Below are 16,539 nucleotides of genomic sequence, written 5' to 3'. Positions count from 1 at the left end.
CTTCCGACCGGAGCGAGTGTCGAACTGGACCGCCCGGATGGCCGCTGAAACCATGTCGTAGAACCCCCAGTCACGAATGCTCTACGACGGAACTTAGCGAGGGATCGTCACATCGTCGATTAGGTCATGGAAACCGGCGTGTCGGCCTGTAGATAACGAATCTCCTAGGCTCCACACTTATCGCACCACGTGCGGCTCACTGCTGCGGCGGAGTGATCGTCCGCGTCGGGAACGGGCTCGAGTACGAGACGCTCGTGGTCACGCTTCCGAGCGTCCCGACTCGGCCGCTGAGCTGCTCCAGGTGGCGCATGGACGTCGCCACCACCTTCAGGATGAAGCAGTCGTCCCCGGTGACGTGGTGCGCCTCGACCACCTCGGGCAGCTCTGCCAGCAGGTCGTGCAGCGGCTTGTACTGGCTGCTCGGGTAGCGGAGCCGCAGGTAGGCGAGGATGCCGTAGCCGAGTCGCTCCGGATCGACGACCGCGCGGTAGCCCGTGATCACGCCGACCTCTTCCAGACGTCGGACCCGCTCCGCCACCGCACTGTTCGACATGTGGACGGTCCGGGCGAGTTCCGCGATCGACTGCCGGCCGTCGCGCTGCAGCTCCGCGAGGATGGTGCGGTCGGTGCTGTCAACGACGAACGCTGATGTGACGGTCATGGCGTGATTCTGCCACGAGATCCACGGCGGGATGCGCCGGATGCCGTCGATGGTCTCTTCAGCAGCGCGGTCCGATTTCCTAGTCTCGAAGCCATGACCATCAAGACCTCCGATGCCATCCAGCACTTCTCCGCGAAGCTCCGCTTCGAGACCGACCCGTCCGACGTCCACGCCGCCCTGGAGCGGGGCGACCGCTTCGTGCTCGTGGACAGCCGGTCGGAAGCGGCCTGGACTCAAGGCCGCGTCGCGGGCGCCGTCCACGTCCCGACCGCGGACATCCCGCAGCGCGCCCCGGAGGTGATCCCGCTCGATATGCCGGTGGTGGTCTACTGCTGGGGACCGGGATGCAACGGGTCGACGCGTGCGGCGCTTGCGTTCGGCCGACTGGGCTACGAAGTGCGCGAGATGATCGGCGGATACGAGTACTGGGCGCGCGAGGGCCTCCCGACCGAGGACGAGGCCGGTCGGATCGCCGGGTCGCTCGACCCGCTCACCGCGCCGCGCGGGTTCGAGTGCGCCTGTTAAGCTGAACGGGCAGGACGCGAAAGCCTCCCGCAACAGCCGACGCCCCGCTTGTGCGGGGCGTTGGGTCTTTCACGGACGCCAGACGTACTCGCTGACCGTCACCGAGCGGATGTTCTTGACGATCTTGACCCGCCAGTGGCCGGGGACGCCCTTCCATGCGTCGTTGCCCTGGAAGACCAGGCGCGTGGTCGGTGACCCCATCCGTCTCCCACCTTCGCGCTCGGCGGGTTGTCCGCAATCGGCTCCTACTTCAGCAGGCGGGAGAGCACGCGGTCGGCCAGCGGCTTGCCGCCGGTCTGGCAGGTGGGGCAGTACTGGAAGGTGGAGTCGTGGAAGATGACCTGGCGGATGGTGTCGCCGCAGACGGGGCACGGCTGACCGGGGCGACCGTGGACCCGCAGGTTGGACTTCTTCTCGCTCTTCAGCTCGGAGGCGGCGAGGCCGTCGGCGCGAGCCAGCGCCTCCCGCAGCGTCGACTGCATCGCCTCGTACAGGCGCGCCACGTCGTCGGCTGCCATGTTGGCCGGCTTGTACGGCGACATCTTGGCCACGTGCAGGATCTCGTCGGAGTAGGCGTTGCCGATCCCGGCGATGAGCGACTGATTGCGCAGGACGCCCTTGATCTGCGCGCGCCCCTGCGCCGCCAGGATGGAGGCGAACGCCTCCTCCGTGAACGACGGATCGAGCGGGTCCGGTCCGAGTCGCTGAATGCCCGGCACCTCCGCCGGGTCGCGCACGACGTAGATCGCGAGGCTCTTCTTGGTGCCCGCTTCGGTGATGTCGAGGCCAGAGCCGTCGTCGAGGACCAGCCGCGCGGCGAGCGGGCCTTTGCCCAGGCGCCCGGTCGACGGCGGCGGCGGAGCATCGCGCCAGCGGATCCAGCCGGCACGGGCCAGATGCACCACGACGTGGAGCTCACCCGCCGCGATGTCGAGGAACTTGCCGTGACGGCTGACGCCGGCGATGGTCAGGCCGTGAAGCGCATCGGCCGGAGGATCGAACGTCTTGAGTGCCGAGAAGGCCACGATCGACAGCCGCTCGACGACGCGCCCCTTCAGCCGGCCATCGAGGTCGGCGGCGAGAGCGGTGACTTCCGGCAGTTCGGGCATCACCTCTAGTCTGCCCCTCACCACCGACAACGGAAGTAGAGTGTGGCGATGGACATCCGCGTCGCCGCCTACGGCGTGATCACGGAGGGCGACCGCATCCTTCTCGCCCACTGGAACGAGAGCGGCCGGTCCGGATGGACGCTGCCGGGCGGCGGGATCGACCCGGGCGAGGATCCGGCGGACGCTGTGGTGCGCGAGATCGCGGAGGAGACCGGGTACGTCGCCGAGGTCGGGGAGCTGCTCGGGATCGACTCGAAGGTGATCCCGGCCGAGCACCGGTTCGTCCCGGAGGCGGGTCCCCTCCATGCGCTGCGCATCGTGTACCGCGCGACGGTGGTCGGCGGGGAGCTGACGGATGAGCAGGATGGAACCACGGACGAGGCCGCGTGGTTCGCCCTCACGAGCATCCCCAAGCGGCACGTCGAACTGGTCGACATCGCACTGGCCTTCGCCGGATTGCAGGAGAGCTCGGCCGGAACCGGGGGCTAGACCGTCGCCGTCCGGCCTTCGCTCGGGATGACGATCCACATCACGAGATAGGCGATGAACTGCGGACCCGGAAGCAGGCACGACAGCAGGAAGAGCAGGCGCACGGTCCACGGCCGCAAGCCGAAGCGGAGGGCGAGTCCGGCGCAGACGTCGGCGAGGATGCGGCCATCGCGCGGCCGGAAGAGACTGTTCATGCGCTCCAGCGTGTCAGCGGGCGCGCATCCTCACCATCGGGGAAACCCCCGAAAAGACCCGGGGGTCGTTACTGCTCGGTGGTGCCGCTCGCCGGAGCCGCGGGCTCCTCGTCGGCGACCCACAGCTCATCGTCGGCGCGGAACGTCTGCCAGACCGCGTAGAGCAGACCGACGGCCGCGATGATGCCCAGTCCGATGGCGATGACGCCTCCCGCACCCGGACCCGAGCTCTGCGTGGCCGCTTTCGTCTTCTTCGTCAGCTCCTTGCCGGCCTTCTTGAACTCGCCCGCGAAGGCGGCGGAGCGGGCCGCGCGTGCGTGGTCGACGACGGACAGCGCGGTTCCGACGGCGGTGCCGACCGCGGGGATGACGTCACTCACGACGCGCTCGCGCGCCTGGCCCGCGTAGCGGCCGGCGGTGGCCTTCGCGGTCTCGGCGGCGGGGCGCACGTACTGGTCGTACCCCCCACGGACGCGCGGCGCGATCTCTTCGCGGGTGTAGTAGGCCGCCTGCTTGCGAGCCTCGGCCGCGAGGGCGTTGGCGTTCGCCAGCACCTCCTGCTGCTGGGTCCACAGGTCCTCGGCTCCGCTGCGCAGTCGCTTGAGCTCCTTCTTGCGCTTCCGTGTCAGGCTCATCTGTTCCTCCGTCGAGTCGGGGTGGCGACTGACTCCATCTTGCCACCGAAAGGGCTGAGGATGGCCCGAGAGGTCCTCAGGCCGCCCAAGTCGTCTGTACGCCCTGTGCAAGAATTGGTGCCATGTCTAAGCACACCGCTGTCGCCACGCTCCACACTAACTACGGAGACATCAAGGTCAACCTCTTCGGCAACCACGCGCCGAAGACGGTTCGCAACTTCGTCGGGCTGGCGACGGGCGAGATCGAGTGGACGCACCCCGCCACGGGCGAGAAGTCGACCGCTCCTCTCTACGACGGTGTGGTCTTCCACCGCATCATCCCGGGCTTCATGATCCAGGGCGGCGACCCGCTCGGCCAGGGCGTCGGCGGTCCGGGCTACCAGTTCGACGACGAGATCAACCCGGAGCTCGACTTCACCCAGCCGTACATCCTGGCCATGGCCAACGCCGGCATCCAGGGCGGACGCGGCACCAACGGCTCGCAGTTCTTCATCACCGTCGCGCCCACCACCTGGCTGCAGGGCAAGCACACGATCTTCGGCGAGGTCGCCGACGACGCGTCGCGCAAGATCGTCGACAAGCTCGCCGAGGTGCCGACGGACGCCCGGGACCGGCCGCTGGACGACGTGGTCATCGAGTCGATCGACGTCGAGCAGGTCTGAGAGAGGACGGGCGAGCGGCACACATGACTCAGCCCGTCGACGCCCGCGCGAGTTACTGCTACCGGCATCCTGACCGTCAGAGCTATGTGCTCTGCCAGCGCTGCGGCCGCACGATCTGCGGCGAATGCCAGACCCCGGCAGCCGTCGGCGTGGTGTGCCCGGAGTGCATGGCGCAGCAGCGCGCGACGCACCCTCGCACCAAGCCGGCCTGGCTCACGCGGCTCACCGGGTCGGGCGCGCCGGTGGTGACCTATGCGATCATCGCCGTCTGCGTGCTCGTGTTCATCGTCCAGACGCTCGGGCAACTGCTCAACCTCCCCGTGAACAGCGCCATCGTGTACGCCGGCGCGTACTCGTACCCGAGCGGCACGTTCGGGGTGGCCTTCGAGCCCTGGCGGATGTTCACCAGCGTCTTCGCGCACGCCAACATCATCCACATCGCCCTGAACATGTACACGCTCCTGGTGTTCGGGATGGCCCTGGAGCCGATGCTCGGACGGGCTCGATATCTGGCGCTCTTCCTGATCAGCGGCTTCGCCGGATCGCTCGGCGTGCTGCTGCTCGCGTCGCCGGTGCAGCCGGTGCTCGGCGCCTCCGGAGCGATCTTCGGCCTGTTCGGAGCGTTCTTCATCATCCAGAGACGACTGGGCGGCAACGCGACGCAGATGCTCGTGCTGCTGGCCATCAATCTGGGGATCGGCTTCCTGCCGGGGTTCAACATCGCCTGGCAGGCGCACGTGGGCGGCCTCATCGGCGGCCTGCTCGTCGGGCTGATCTACGTGGAGACCCGCCAGCCTCAGCGCCGGCGCTGGCAGCTTCCGCTGCTCGTGCTGCTCTGCGTGGTGTTCGTCGCGATCAGCCTCATCCACTTCTTCGTGTGAGTCTTGTAATCCCACAAGGCGTGGATAAGTTATCCACAGGCTTATTAACACTGTGGGTAATTACACGCTTGTAACTCTCCACAGGCTTATTAACACTGGGGAAAGCGCGGCCGAACGCGGCCCGACTACTCACAGGCCGCCTGTGGAGAAGTGTGGAAAACACACGACCCGGGCCGGCTGGGAGCCGGCCCGGGTCGAAGACGTGTGAGAGGCCGCTAGCGCCAGCGAGTGGTCATCAGGAACCCGATGAAAGCGATCCCGAAGCCGACGAGGATGTTCCAGGCGCCGAGGGCCGGAATGGGGTACTGGTTCTGGCTCACGTAGAAGACGATGATCCAGATCAGCCCGAGCAGCATGAAGCCGAACATGAGCGGCTTGAACCACACCGGGTTCGGCGCCTCTTCTCCGGACGCCGCTGCCGTGCGCTCGGCGCGGGCGGGTCGCTCGGGTTTCGTCTTCGACTTGCTGCGGGCCATAGCTCCACAGTGTAGCGGGGAAGGCCCGGAGCTTTCTGAGGCCCCCGAACAGGGGTCGTGAGCCGGAATGTGCCGTGCCGTTTCCCAGCGACCGTCTCTAGAATCCGACACATGACCACGCCCGACACCCGCGACCGCCGACGGCTGCGCCGGCCTGCGCGGCGTCCCACGGTGGTCGGCGTCATCGGCGAGCTGCTGATCACGGCGGGCGTGCTCGTCCTCCTCTTCCTCGGCTGGCAGCTCTGGTGGAACAACCTCGTGCTGGCCGGCCAGCAGACCACCGCCGCCGCCCAGCAGAGCCAGAAGTGGGTGAACGATGCGCTCAAGGCACCCAAGCCAACGCCCGGCACCGAGACGGCGCAGCTCGACCCACCCGTCATGGCCGCTCCGGCGCCGTACCAGCCGTTCGCAGTGCTGTATGTGCCGAGGCTCGGTCCGGACTGGAAGCGGGTCATCCGGCAGACCGTCGACACGGAGCGCGTCCTGAACAGCTACACCGCGGGCGTCGGGCACTACGTCGACACCCAGATGCCCGGTCAGGTCGGCAACTTCGCCGTCGCCGGGCACGACTCGGGATGGGGCAACACCTTCATCGACCTCTCGAAGCTCCGCATCGGCGACCGGATCTACGTGCAGACCCAGGACGGTTGGTACACCTATACCTTCCGGAACTTCGAGTACGTGCAGCCGACGGCGGTCAGCGTGCTGCTCCCGGTCCCGCGGGAGCCCGCGGCAACTCCCGTCGAGCGGTTCATGACGATCACGACGTGCAACCCGCCCTTCCACGCGGGCGAGCGCCTGATCGCCTACAGCGTGTTCCAGACGTTCGCTCCGCCCCAGGACGTTCCGAGCGAGATCGCTGCCGCGGTCGGACAGGGAGGCTGACGATGTACGGAGCCCTCTGGAGAGTGCTGCCCGGACCCTGGTGGGTGCGGCTGCTCATCCTGCTCGTGCTGGTGGCCGTGACGCTCTTCGTCCTCGTGACCTGGGTCTTTCCCTGGGTGGATTCGCTCCTCGGTCCGCAGGAAGGTACCGTGGGGCCGTGACTCGCGTACTCGTCATCGACAACTACGACAGCTTCGTCTACACGCTGAACGGCTATCTGCGCGAACTGGGCGCCGAGACGGAGGTCGTCCGTAACGACGACATCTCCGCGGACGAACTGGCCGGCAGGCTCGCGGAGTACGACGCGATCCTGCTCTCTCCCGGTCCCGGCAAGCCGGCTGACGCCGGGGTCTCCATTGCCATCGTCGAGCAGGTGCTGCGAACCGGGCAGCCGCTGCTCGGCGTGTGCCTCGGCCACCAGGCGATCGCCGAGGCGTTCGGCGGAGTGGTCACCAACGCGGAAGAGCTGATGCACGGCAAGACCTCGAAGGTCAGCCACGACGACACCACGCTCTTCGACGGCGTTCCGCAGCCCTTCACGGCCACGCGGTACCACTCCCTCGCCGTCGTGGACGGGACTTTGCCCGAGGAACTCCAGATCACCGCGCGCACCGAGGGTGGCGTGATCATGGCGCTGCAGCACCGCGACGCCCCGATCTACGGGGTGCAGTTCCACCCCGAGTCGGTGCTGACCGAGGGCGGCTACCGGATGCTGGGCAACTGGCTCGAGGCGGCGGGGCTGGCGGGCGCGGCGGAGGCGTCCCGCTCCCTCAACCCGTTGGTCAAGCTGGGCTGACCGGCCCGGCGTCGGATCAGCCCGAGCAGTAGGTCAGATCCACGGTCGTGCCCTGCGGGACATCCCCGGGGGCGACCGACTGGGTGTGCACCATCGTCGCGCCCTTGTCCTGCGGGCACGTCGGATCCGGCTTCGGATCAGCCGTCAACCCGAGCTGCGACAGGATGCCGGTGGCGGCCTGGATGGTCTGACCGGTCAGGTCGGTGAGAGTCACCTTGCCGCTGGACACGTGCAGGCCGATCGCGTCGCCTTCGTGCGCGGACGCGTTCGCTGCGGGATCCGTGGAGATCACCACGTTCGCCGGCACCGTCGCCGAGTTCTCCGACGTCGTCGGCCCCACGGTGAGCCCCGCCTGCTGAAGCGCCTGCGTCGCCGCATCCACCGTCATGTTGTGGACGTCCGGGACGGACACCGTCTTCTTGCCTGTCGACACGTACACCGTGATGGTGTCACCGGTGGCGACGACGATCCCCGCGCCGGGGTCGGTGCGGATCACCTCGCCCTGCGAGTACGTCGGGCTCGACTCGGTCGTCTGCACCCACTTGAGCTTCATGTTCTCGAGTTCGGTCGACGCCTTGTCGATGGTCTGCCCGGAGAGGTTGGGCACCTTGCGGGACGAGTCCGGCATCGTCGTGCTGGGCGCCAGCCGAAGCACCCACGCGAGCACCGCGACGATGACGACCGCCATGATGGCGATGCCGGCCCAGATCCAGATGACCGGTGGACGACGCTGCGTGCGCGTCATCGTCTGGTCCTCGGCCAGCTGCCGGAAGGCCGCCTCCGGCCCGGAGACCGAGCTCGGCGGTGCACCGAAGAGGGTCTCGGCGAGCTCGTCCTCGTGCTTGCGCTTCGGGACGCGACCGGCGGCCGCCTCCTCGAGGTCGGCGCGGAACTCCGCGACGGTCTGGTAGCGCTCGAAGCGGTCCTTGGTGAGAGCCCGGGCGACCACGACGTCCATTGCGGGCGAGATCTTGGGGTTGACGGTGCTGGGCGCGACAGCGGTCTCGCTCACATGCTGGTAGGCGACCGCCACCGGGGTGTCTCCGCGGAAGGGCGGACGCCCGGTGAGCATCTCGAACAGCACGACGCCGGTGGAGTAGAGGTCGGTGCGGGCGTCGACGGACTCGCCCTTCGCCTGCTCGGGCGAGAAGTAGCTGGCGGTGCCGAGCACCGCGGTGGTCTGCGCGACCGTCGCCGATGAGTCGCTGATGGCCCGGGCGATGCCGAAGTCCATCACCTTCACCTGGCCGGTCTTGGTGATCATCACGTTGCCGGGCTTGATGTCGCGGTGCACGACGCCGGCGCGATGCGAGTACTCGAGAGCGGTGAGGATGCCCTCCGTGATGCGGACAGCCTCCGAGAGCTCGAGCGGGCCCTTCTTGATGAGGTCTTTCAGGAGGACGCCGTCGACGAACTCCATGACGATGAACGGAAGCTGCGCCTCGTGGCCGTTCGGCTCGCGAACGGTCTCCTCGCCGGCGTCGAAGACGCGCACGATCGTCGGGTGGGTCATGCGGGCTGCGGCCTGCGCCTCCTGCCGGAAGCGGGTACGGAACGCGGGGTCGGTCGCCAGGGAAGGCTTCAGCAGCTTGATCGCCACCGTACGGCCCAGGCGGGTGTCGGTGCCGCGGTGAACGTCCGACATACCGCCCCGGCCGATGAGTTCGCCGACCTGATATCGGCCTGCGAGCAGGCGGCTATCTGGGCTCAATGCGGACTCCTTCTGGGTGCTGACTCCGGTTAGTGTAGCGGGGCCCGGCTGGATATCCGCCCGAGGCTCCGGGCCGGGGTCACTTGTTGCCGGTGCCCCCGCCGCCCCCGGCGCCGCCGGCTCCCGGCGCCGGCGTCGAGGTCGAGGAGGTGACCTCGTACGGCAGCGCAGGCGACTGACCGGACTCCACGGACTCCCCGCAGAAGATGGTGTAAGTGAGCTGGTAGGTCCCGGCCGCGCTCGGCGACCACACCATCTTCGTGTCGTTCACCGGCGTCTGCGGCTGGCCGTTCACGTACAGCCGGCGCCCGATCAGGTTCTGCCCTGCGGGGCAGGTGGCCGAGCCGAAGTTCACCGTGATCTGCGAGTTCGGCGTGCCCTCTCCCGACGGTGGTGTCGCCGAGACGGTGTCGGTCGGCGTCGGGATCGGCGCGACGGGGCCGTAGACCTTCGCCGAGACGGTCGAGCCCTTCGGCACCGGGCCGGTCGGGTTGACCGAGTAGACCTTGTTCGCCTGGTCCTGGGTGGTCGCAGCGTTGCCCTGCGAGACGTCGGCGACCATCCCGAGCTGCTGGAGCTTGTCGCGCGCCTGGTCGGCGGTCAGGCCCAGGAAGTCGCTCTCCGTGATCTGGACGGTGTTGCTCGTCGGGGTCGGCTTCGGCGACGGCGTGGTCGGCTGGCTGCTGGACGTGACGACGGGGGACGACGTGGGCGCCGCCTTGGGCTGGGCGACCAGTGTGATGATCGTGCCGATCAGCACCAGCGCGAGCAGGGCGATCAGGGCGATCAGCGGCCAGGTCCACCGGCTGCGCTTCCGCTCCTCGACCGGCGCGGTCGTCTCCTCCTCGATGACCGGCGCGACGGCGGTGGCCGGCAGGACCGTCGTCGCCTGGGTCGGCGCCACCGGTCCCTGCATGAGCACGGTGGCGGCGTCCGTCGCTGCGGCGGCCCCGAGGATCGCCGGGACGGCCGCGGCGGCCGCATGCACGTCGCCGCGGCGCAGGGCCTGGGCGGCGCGTGCGAGGTGCGCGGCGGACGCGGGACGGTCGGCCGGGTTCTTCGCGATGCACGCGAAGACGAGGTTGCGGACCGGCTCCGCCACAGTGGCGGGGAGCTCCGGCGGAGCCTCGTTGATCTGCGCCATGGCGATCGCCACCTGCGACTCGCCGGTGAACGGCCGGCGCCCGGCCAGGCACTCGTAGGCCACGATGCCCAGCGAGTAGATGTCCGTCGTCGGGGAGGCCGGGTGACCGGACGCCTGCTCCGGCGAGAGGTACTGCACGGTTCCCATGACCTGACCGGTGGCGGTCAGCGGCACCTGGTCCGCGATGCGGGCGATGCCGAAGTCGGTGATCTTGACCCGGCCGTCCGGGGTGATCAGCAGGTTGCCGGGCTTGATGTCGCGGTGCACCAGGCCGGCCGCGTGCGCGGCGTGGAGGGCGGCGGCCGTCTGCGCGACGATGTCGAGAGTCCGGTCGGTGCTGAGGACGTGCTCCCGCTCCAGGATGCTCGACAGGGCCTCGCCGGGGACGAGCTCCATGACGAGGTAGGCGCTGCCCTCCTCCTCGCCGTAGTCGTAGACGTTGGCGATGCCCTCGTGGTTGACGAGAGCCGCGTGGCGGGCCTCCGCACGGAAGCGCTCGAGGAAGCCGGGATCGCCGAGGTACTCGTCCTTCAGGATCTTGATGGCGACGGTGCGACCGATGACGAGGTCCGTGGCCTGCCACACTTCGCCCATGCCGCCGATCGCGATCCGCGACTGCAGCTCGTAACGTCCCCCGAAGGTGAGCCCTGCTGTGGGTCTCATTTATTCAGCACCGCCTCTAGTACTTTCCTCGCGATCGGAGCGGCAAGAGAGTTCCCCGTGCCGTTCTGACCCTGTCCACCGCCATTTTCGACAACTACAGCCACAGCGAACTCGGGGTCGTTCGCCGGCGCGAAACCGGTGAACCACAGCGTGTAGGGATCGTTCTCCCCGTTCTGCGCAGTGCCCGTCTTACCGCCGACCTGGACCCCGTCTATTCTTGCATTGCTCGCCACGCCGTGATCGACGCCGTCCACCATCATCTGCTTGATGGTGTCCGCATTCTGCTGGCTCAGCGGGCGCGAGAACTCCTTCGGCTGGAAGCTCTCCTCGGTCTGCAGATCGGCCGACCGGATGGAGTCCACCAGGTTGGGCGTCATCAGCGTGCCGCCGTTGGCGATCGCCGCGGACACCATCGCCATCTGCAACGGGGTGGCGCGGTCGTCCATCTGCCCGAAGGACCCGAGCGCGCGCTCGGCCGGGTCCGGGTACAGCGGGTAGACGCTCTTCTCGACCGGGATGGGGATGCTGAGCGACTGGTTGAACCCGAACTTGTCCGCCTGATCTTTGATCACCTCGGGCTTCAGCTGCATGCCGAGCTCGGCGAAGGGGATGTTGCAGGAGAGGATCTGCGCGGTGGCGATCGAGACGGTGGCGCCGGGCCCGCAGGTGGTGAGCGAGTCGTTCTTGACGACGGTGCCCGAGCCGGGGAGGGGGAGGGACGCGGGGTTCGGGAGCTGGCTGTCCTTGGTGTACTGGCCGGTTCCGAACGCGGAGGCGCTCATCACCGGCTTGAAGGTGGACCCGGGCGGGTTGAGGTTGCCGCCGATCGTGCGGTTGATCAACGGTTCGCCGGGGGCTTCGAGGAGCTGCTTGTAGGCGGCGTCGACGGCGTTGCCGTCGTGGGAGGCCAGGATGTTCGGGTCGTAGGTGGGCTTCGAGACCATCGCGAGGATCTTGCCGGTCTTGGGCTGCAGGAGCACCACGGCCCCTTGCTTGTCGCCCAGCGCATCCCACGCCGCCTGCTGCGCCACCGGGTCGATCGTCGTCTCGACCGCCGCGCCCTGAGGGTTCTTGCCCGTCAGGATGGCGTTCACGCGGTCGAAGAACTGCGAGTTCGCCGAGCCGCTCAGCTTGGCGTTGAGCGCGCCCTCGAGACCCGTCGGCTCCCCGTTGATCGGGAAGAAGCCGGTGACGGCCGAGTAGAGCGGGCCGTTGCTGTAGACGCGCTGCCACTTGTAGACGTCGTTCGACGGCACGGACTGCGCGATCGGCTGCCCCTGCACGAGGATGGCGCCGCGCTGCGCGGAGTAGCTGTCGTTGAGCGCGCGGGTGTTGCGCGCATCCGTGTTCAGCGTGTCCGCCTGGAACACCTGCAGGATGGACGTCGAGACCAGCAGGGCCAGGAACATCCCGAGCACGATCGTGCTCACGCGCTTGATCTCACGGTTCATGTCAGCTCACCACCAGCCGGGGTTGATTGCGGACGGTGTCGGACAACCGCAGCAGCAGCGCCACGATGATCCAGTTGGCGACGAGGGACGAGCCGCCCGCGGCCAGGAACGGCGTGGTGAGGCCGGTCAGAGGGATGACGCGGGTCACGCCGCCGATGACGATGAAGCACTGCAGGGCGAGCGTGAACGAGAGACCGACGGCGAGCAGCTTGCCGAAGTCGTCCTGACCGGCGAAGCCGATGCGGAGCCCGCGTGCGACGAAGACGAGGTAGAGCGCGAACAGCGCGAAAAGGCCGGCGAGGCCCAGCTCTTCGCCCAGGCTCGCGATGATGTAGTCGCTCTGCGAGACCGGGGTGATCCAGGGCTGACCCTGTCCGAGACCGGTTCCGATGAGGCCGCCGTGGGCGAGCCCGAAGAGCCCCTGGACGAGCTGGAAGCTGCCGCCCTGCGCATCGTAGACGTTCTGCGAGAACGGGCTCAGCCAGTTGGCGAAGCGGTCGTGCACGTAAGGGAGCACTTGGCTGGCGACCACGGCGCCCCCCACGATCAGGAGCAGACCCAGGATGACCCAGCTGATGCGCGCGGTCGCCACGTACAGCATCACGAGGAAGAGACCGAAGATGAGCAGACCCGTTCCGAGGTCGCGCTGGAAGACGATGACGGCCATCGCCATCAGCCAGACGACGAGCAGCGGTCCGAGGTCGCGGGCGCGCGGGAAGCGGATGCCGAGGAACTTCTTTCCCACCGTCGAGAGGGAGTCGCGCGCCTGCACCAGGTAGCCGGCGAAGAACACCGCGAGGCAGATCTTCGCGATCTCGCCGGGCTGGAAGCTGAACGGCCCGATCCCGATCCACACCCGCGCGCCGTAGATCTCGCGCCCGATGCCGGGAAGCATCGGGAGGAGCAGCAGCACGAGCGCCGCGAAGCCGAAGAGATAGGTGTAGCGCTGCAGGATGCGGTGGTTGCGGATGAGCACCACCACCAGGATCGCGCAGACGATCGCGATGGCACTCCATACGATCTGCTTGACCCCGGCGCTGTCCCAGCCGGCATCCTTGTAGTGGATGTCGATGCGGTAGATCTCGGCGATCCCGATGCCGGTCAGGAGGGTCGCGATCGGCAGCAGGAACGGGTCCGCCTGGGGCGCCACGAACCGCAGCGCGATGTGCATGCCGAGCACCAGCGCGGAGAGCCCGGCGCCCAGGTAGACGAGCGTCAGGTCCACATGCCCCAGCGCGCCGAGCTGCACGAGGACGACCGCCGCCGCATTGATGGCGCACGCGATCAGGAGGAGGAACAGCTCGCGGTTGCGGAGCTTCGCCGGAAGGCGCAGCCGCTTCACCGGCCCGGTCGGGTTCCGGGGCGGTCGGGCCTGCTCGCGCGCGGCGGTCCTACTGTCTGCCGGCATCGCTCAGCTGCTCCACGATCGTCTGGGCCGCACGCAGGTCGTCGGCGTTGATGGTCTGCTCGACCTGCTGCTTGTCGTACACCGGCAGGTCGTCGATGTCGACGTCCGACTCCTGGTAGAGGTGCGAGAGGCTGATCGGTCCGATGCCCTGCTGCACGCCCTGGTAGATGGCGACCTTGCCGTCGGGAGCCGCTCCCACGTAGTAGCGGGACTGGGTCCACTGGTAGCCGAGCACGATGGCGAGCACGATCGCCACCACGAGCACGATCAGACCGATCATCCAGGTGAGGCGGCGGCGCCGGGCGCGGCGCGCATCCTCCTCGATCAGCTCGTCGAGGTAGTCCTCGGACTGCGGCTCGAAGTGCGTCGGCCCGGTGGCCGGGCGGATCGGGTGCAGGCGGAGGCCGGGCAGCCGCGCGGCGCGTGTGGTCGGCTTGGGCTCGACGCCGAACTGCAGCGGGGACGCGGCGGAGCCGACGGTGACGGGCTCCTTGACGACGTCGCCGCGCGCGGTGTCGCCGATGTCGAGCACGATCGCGGTGACGTTGTCCGGGGCTCCGGCGTCGAGGCTCTGCTTGAGCAGGCGCTCCGCCACCTGCTTGGGTCCGTCCTTCGACGAGAGGGCCGCCAGCATGTCGTCGTGCTTGACAACGCCGCTCAGACCGTCGGAGCAGATGAGCCAGCGGTCGCCCGGACGGGTGTCCAGCGTCCACGTGTCGATCTCGGGGGAGGCGTCCACATCCCCGAGCACCCGCATGAGCACCGAGCGGCGGGGGTGGACCATCGCCTCCTCCTCGGTGATGCGGCCGCTGTCGACGAGTCGCTGCACGAAGGTGTGGTCGGTGGAGACCTGCTTGAGCTCGCCGTCGCGGAACAGGTAGATGCGGGAGTCGCCGATGTGGGCGAAGGCGACCTGATCGCCGACGCGTACCATCGCGCTCACCGTGGTGCCCATCCCGGTCAGTTCCGGATGCTCGAAGACTGTCTCGGCGAGCAGCGAGTTGGCGGCGATCAGCGACGACTGCAGGGCGAACTCGGCTTCGCCAGGTGTCTCGTACTCGCGGTCGGCCTCCCGGATCCGGGTGACGGCGATCGCCGAGGCGACGTCGCCGCCGGCGTGACCGCCCATGCCGTCGGCGACCACGAACAGCTGGCGTCCGGCGTACCCGGAGTCCTGGTTGTTCGAGCGGATCTTCCCGACGTGGGAGATCGCCGCCGCCTTGTTCGCCGCCACGATTACCGCCGCAGCTCGAACGTGGTCGTACCGATCTTGATCGGCGTGTCGAGCGGGACCTGGGTCGGGACCGTCACGCGGCGGCCGTCGAGGAACGTGCCGTTCGTGGAGTCGAGATCCTGGATCATCCACTCGTCGTTCCAGAGGAGCAGGCGGGCGTGGTGGGTGGAGGTGTAGTCGTCGCGGATGACGAGGTTGGAGTCGCTGGAGCGACCGATCGTGATCGGGTCGCGGCCGAGCGGAAGCTCGGTGCCGGCCCGCGGACCCGAGGTGATGACCAGGCGGCGCGTGGTCTGCACGCTGGCGTTGGTGTGGCCGCCGGCGCGGTTGGCGCCGGACGGCAGGGTGGAGACCGGCGCGGCCCTCATGACCGGTTCGGTGGGACCGGCCGCGACCGGCGCGGGGGCTGGGGCAGCTGCGGGGGCGGCCGCCGGGAACGGGGACGCGGGCGTCGCGGCCGAACGGGACTCGGGCAGCTTGCGGACGCGCTGGCCGAACAGGTCGGTGCGCAGGGCGTAGACGATCCCGAACACGAACAGCCACAGCAGAAGGAGGAAGCCGAACCGCAGCACCAGCAGGGTCAGCTCACTGGGGTTCACGAAGGGCTCCAGAAGTTGCCGACATCGTGCCGCCGGGTCGCGTCGTCGACGCGGCCGCGCTGAACGGGAGCGGCCTGGGGGAGCACGCGGAAGACGATTCGTGTGCGGCCCAGCGTGATGACGGACTCCGGCTCGAGGATCGCCTTGCGGAGCGGCTCGCCGTCGAGCTTCGTTCCGTTGGTCGACCCGAGGTCCTCGACCTGCGCGCGGTGGCCGTCCCAGGTGATCATGACGTGGCGGCGCGAGATGCCGGTGTCGTTCACGGTGATGTCGGCGTCGGCGCCCCGGCCGATCACGGTGCGGGAGTGCGTGAGCGGGTGGTGCACCCCGTCGATGTCGAGCACCGGCGTCCAGGCGACGTCGCCCTTCACATTCTCGGACTCCACCTGCAGCATCCCCACCGACAGCTCGGCGTCCTGCTCCAGCTCGATCGAGATGCCGCCGGCGAACTGGTAGTGCTGGGCGGCCGCGTGCTTCTGCACGAAGTCGATCAGCTCGTCGGTGAGCGCGGCGCCCATCGAGCGCATCCGAGTGAAATCGGCGTCGGACATCCGCAGCACGAAGCGGTTGGGCGCGAGCGCGCGGTCGCGCGCGACGACCGCGGCCTTCGTGTCGAGTTCTTTGCGGAGAGCGCTGGTGAGCTCGACCGGCTGCAGCCCGGAGCGGAAGGTCTTCGCGAACGCGCCATTGACGGCGCGCTCGAGCCCCCGCTCGAAGTTGTCCAGAATGCCCACAGTCTCCCGCTTCCGGCTCGATGACTACATGCATGTTAGTCGGAACCCTGGGAAAGCCACTGGCTATCGGGTGAAGATCAGCCGACCGGAGGATGCCCGGATTCGTGAACGATCCGCGCGTCGTGTTAGAGTTCCTGGGTTCGCGCGAGTGGCGGAATTGGCAGACGCGCTGGCTTCAGGTGCCAGTGCCCGCAAGGGCGTGGGGGTTCAAGTCCCCCCTCGCGCACGAAGGGGTATTGATAGATCTCACCTGATCTATTGATAAAACCCTGACGAACGAAT

20 protein-coding genes and 1 tRNA gene are annotated in these 16,539 nt (G+C 68.3%); 8 read left to right on the top strand and 13 right to left on the bottom strand.

The window, feature by feature from the left end:
* Window positions 1-196 precede the first annotated feature (196 nt).
* On the bottom strand, window positions 197-661 hold the full coding sequence (locus tag ACR9Y5_RS19310) for an Lrp/AsnC family transcriptional regulator (protein ID WP_481299495.1): 465 nt from the start codon (window positions 659-661) through the stop codon (window positions 197-199).
* Between the two features lie 93 nt (window positions 662-754).
* Between ACR9Y5_RS19310 and ACR9Y5_RS19305 the strand changes: the two genes are divergently transcribed.
* Window positions 755-1,186, top strand: a complete 432-nt coding sequence (locus ACR9Y5_RS19305; RefSeq protein WP_481299494.1) for a rhodanese-like domain-containing protein — start codon at window positions 755-757, stop codon at window positions 1,184-1,186.
* Window positions 1,187-1,255: 69 nt separating this feature from the next.
* Here the strand turns inward: ACR9Y5_RS19305 and ACR9Y5_RS19300 are convergent, their stop codons facing one another.
* A complete protein-coding gene (locus ACR9Y5_RS19300; protein ID WP_481299493.1) occupies window positions 1,256-1,387 on the bottom strand; it encodes a hypothetical protein in 132 nt (43 codons plus the stop codon).
* 44 nt (window positions 1,388-1,431) lie between these two features.
* On the bottom strand, window positions 1,432-2,295 hold the full coding sequence (locus ACR9Y5_RS19295; RefSeq protein WP_481299492.1) for an Fpg/Nei family DNA glycosylase: 864 nt from the start codon (window positions 2,293-2,295) through the stop codon (window positions 1,432-1,434).
* 48 nt (window positions 2,296-2,343) lie between these two features.
* Here ACR9Y5_RS19295 and ACR9Y5_RS19290 point away from each other — a divergent pair, with 48 nt between their 5' ends.
* A complete protein-coding gene (locus ACR9Y5_RS19290) occupies window positions 2,344-2,784 on the top strand; it encodes an NUDIX hydrolase (RefSeq protein ID WP_481299491.1) in 441 nt (146 codons plus the stop codon).
* On the opposite strand, the gene ACR9Y5_RS19285 is transcribed toward ACR9Y5_RS19290, so the two are convergent.
* Window positions 2,781-2,978: a PspC domain-containing protein gene (locus tag ACR9Y5_RS19285; protein WP_481299490.1), complete on the bottom strand. Its 198-nt coding sequence runs from the start codon at window positions 2,976-2,978 to the stop codon at window positions 2,781-2,783. The two genes, ACR9Y5_RS19290 and ACR9Y5_RS19285, sit on opposite strands and share 4 nt — an antisense overlap.
* Window positions 2,979-3,046: 68 nt before the next feature.
* Window positions 3,047-3,613, bottom strand: a complete 567-nt coding sequence (locus ACR9Y5_RS19280) for a hypothetical protein (protein ID WP_481299489.1) — start codon at window positions 3,611-3,613, stop codon at window positions 3,047-3,049.
* Between the two features lie 122 nt (window positions 3,614-3,735).
* Between ACR9Y5_RS19280 and ACR9Y5_RS19275 the strand changes: the two genes are divergently transcribed.
* Entirely contained in the window at window positions 3,736-4,275 is a 540-nt protein-coding gene (locus tag ACR9Y5_RS19275) for a peptidylprolyl isomerase (RefSeq protein WP_310132698.1), read from the top strand.
* Window positions 4,276-4,298: 23 nt separating this feature from the next.
* Window positions 4,299-5,156: a rhomboid family intramembrane serine protease gene (locus ACR9Y5_RS19270; protein WP_481299488.1), complete on the top strand. Its 858-nt coding sequence runs from the start codon at window positions 4,299-4,301 to the stop codon at window positions 5,154-5,156.
* Window positions 5,157-5,371: 215 nt separating this feature from the next.
* Here the strand turns inward: ACR9Y5_RS19270 and ACR9Y5_RS19265 are convergent, their stop codons facing one another.
* Entirely contained in the window at window positions 5,372-5,632 is a 261-nt protein-coding gene (locus tag ACR9Y5_RS19265) for a cell division protein CrgA (RefSeq protein ID WP_064110473.1), read from the bottom strand.
* A 111-nt stretch (window positions 5,633-5,743) separates the two neighbouring features.
* Here ACR9Y5_RS19265 and ACR9Y5_RS19260 point away from each other — a divergent pair, with 111 nt between their 5' ends.
* From ACR9Y5_RS19260 to ACR9Y5_RS19250, 3 genes are read left to right on the top strand one after another with little or no spacing between them, the layout of a single operon-like run.
* Window positions 5,744-6,517, top strand: a complete 774-nt coding sequence (locus tag ACR9Y5_RS19260) for a class E sortase (RefSeq protein WP_481299487.1) — start codon at window positions 5,744-5,746, stop codon at window positions 6,515-6,517.
* A 2-nt stretch (window positions 6,518-6,519) separates the two neighbouring features.
* Window positions 6,520-6,678, top strand: a complete 159-nt coding sequence (locus tag ACR9Y5_RS19255; RefSeq protein WP_481299486.1) for a hypothetical protein — start codon at window positions 6,520-6,522, stop codon at window positions 6,676-6,678.
* The gene (locus ACR9Y5_RS19250; protein WP_481299485.1) at window positions 6,675-7,313 is read left to right on the top strand and encodes an anthranilate synthase component II; all 639 of its coding nucleotides are present in this window, start codon (window positions 6,675-6,677) and stop codon (window positions 7,311-7,313) included. The genes ACR9Y5_RS19255 and ACR9Y5_RS19250 overlap by 4 nt, the downstream gene beginning before the upstream one ends.
* A 16-nt stretch (window positions 7,314-7,329) precedes the next feature.
* Here the strand turns inward: ACR9Y5_RS19250 and pknB are convergent, their stop codons facing one another.
* From pknB to ACR9Y5_RS19215, 7 genes are all read right to left on the bottom strand, one after another.
* The gene (gene pknB, locus ACR9Y5_RS19245) at window positions 7,330-9,024 is read right to left on the bottom strand and encodes a Stk1 family PASTA domain-containing Ser/Thr kinase (RefSeq protein ID WP_481299484.1); all 1,695 of its coding nucleotides are present in this window, start codon (window positions 9,022-9,024) and stop codon (window positions 7,330-7,332) included.
* Window positions 9,025-9,103: 79 nt separating this feature from the next.
* Window positions 9,104-10,831 (bottom strand): serine/threonine protein kinase, encoded by a 1,728-nt coding sequence (locus ACR9Y5_RS19240; protein ID WP_481299483.1) that lies wholly within the window; start codon window positions 10,829-10,831, stop codon window positions 9,104-9,106.
* A complete protein-coding gene (locus ACR9Y5_RS19235) occupies window positions 10,828-12,282 on the bottom strand; it encodes a peptidoglycan D,D-transpeptidase FtsI family protein (RefSeq protein WP_481299482.1) in 1,455 nt (484 codons plus the stop codon). Before ACR9Y5_RS19235 ends, ACR9Y5_RS19240 begins: the two co-directional genes overlap by 4 nt.
* A 1-nt stretch (window position 12,283) precedes the next feature.
* A complete protein-coding gene (locus tag ACR9Y5_RS19230) occupies window positions 12,284-13,690 on the bottom strand; it encodes an FtsW/RodA/SpoVE family cell cycle protein (RefSeq protein WP_481299481.1) in 1,407 nt (468 codons plus the stop codon).
* Window positions 13,674-14,924 (bottom strand): PP2C family protein-serine/threonine phosphatase, encoded by a 1,251-nt coding sequence (locus ACR9Y5_RS19225; protein WP_481299480.1) that lies wholly within the window; start codon window positions 14,922-14,924, stop codon window positions 13,674-13,676. Before ACR9Y5_RS19225 ends, ACR9Y5_RS19230 begins: the two co-directional genes overlap by 17 nt.
* 2 nt (window positions 14,925-14,926) lie before the next feature.
* Window positions 14,927-15,523: an FHA domain-containing protein FhaB/FipA gene (locus ACR9Y5_RS19220; protein ID WP_481299479.1), complete on the bottom strand. Its 597-nt coding sequence runs from the start codon at window positions 15,521-15,523 to the stop codon at window positions 14,927-14,929.
* Window positions 15,520-16,257 (bottom strand): FhaA domain-containing protein, encoded by a 738-nt coding sequence (locus tag ACR9Y5_RS19215; RefSeq protein ID WP_481299478.1) that lies wholly within the window; start codon window positions 16,255-16,257, stop codon window positions 15,520-15,522. The genes ACR9Y5_RS19220 and ACR9Y5_RS19215 overlap by 4 nt, the downstream gene beginning before the upstream one ends.
* A 142-nt stretch (window positions 16,258-16,399) precedes the next feature.
* Between ACR9Y5_RS19215 and ACR9Y5_RS19210 the strand changes: the two genes are divergently transcribed.
* A tRNA-Leu gene (locus tag ACR9Y5_RS19210) sits at window positions 16,400-16,483 on the top strand.
* The last annotated feature ends 56 nt before the right edge of the window (window positions 16,484-16,539 follow it).

The sequence above is a fragment of the Leifsonia sp. KNZ13-11D genome (assembly GCF_056754895.1).
Note: the sequence above shows the minus strand (reverse complement) of the source record. Positions and strands in the feature narration are given on the sequence as shown.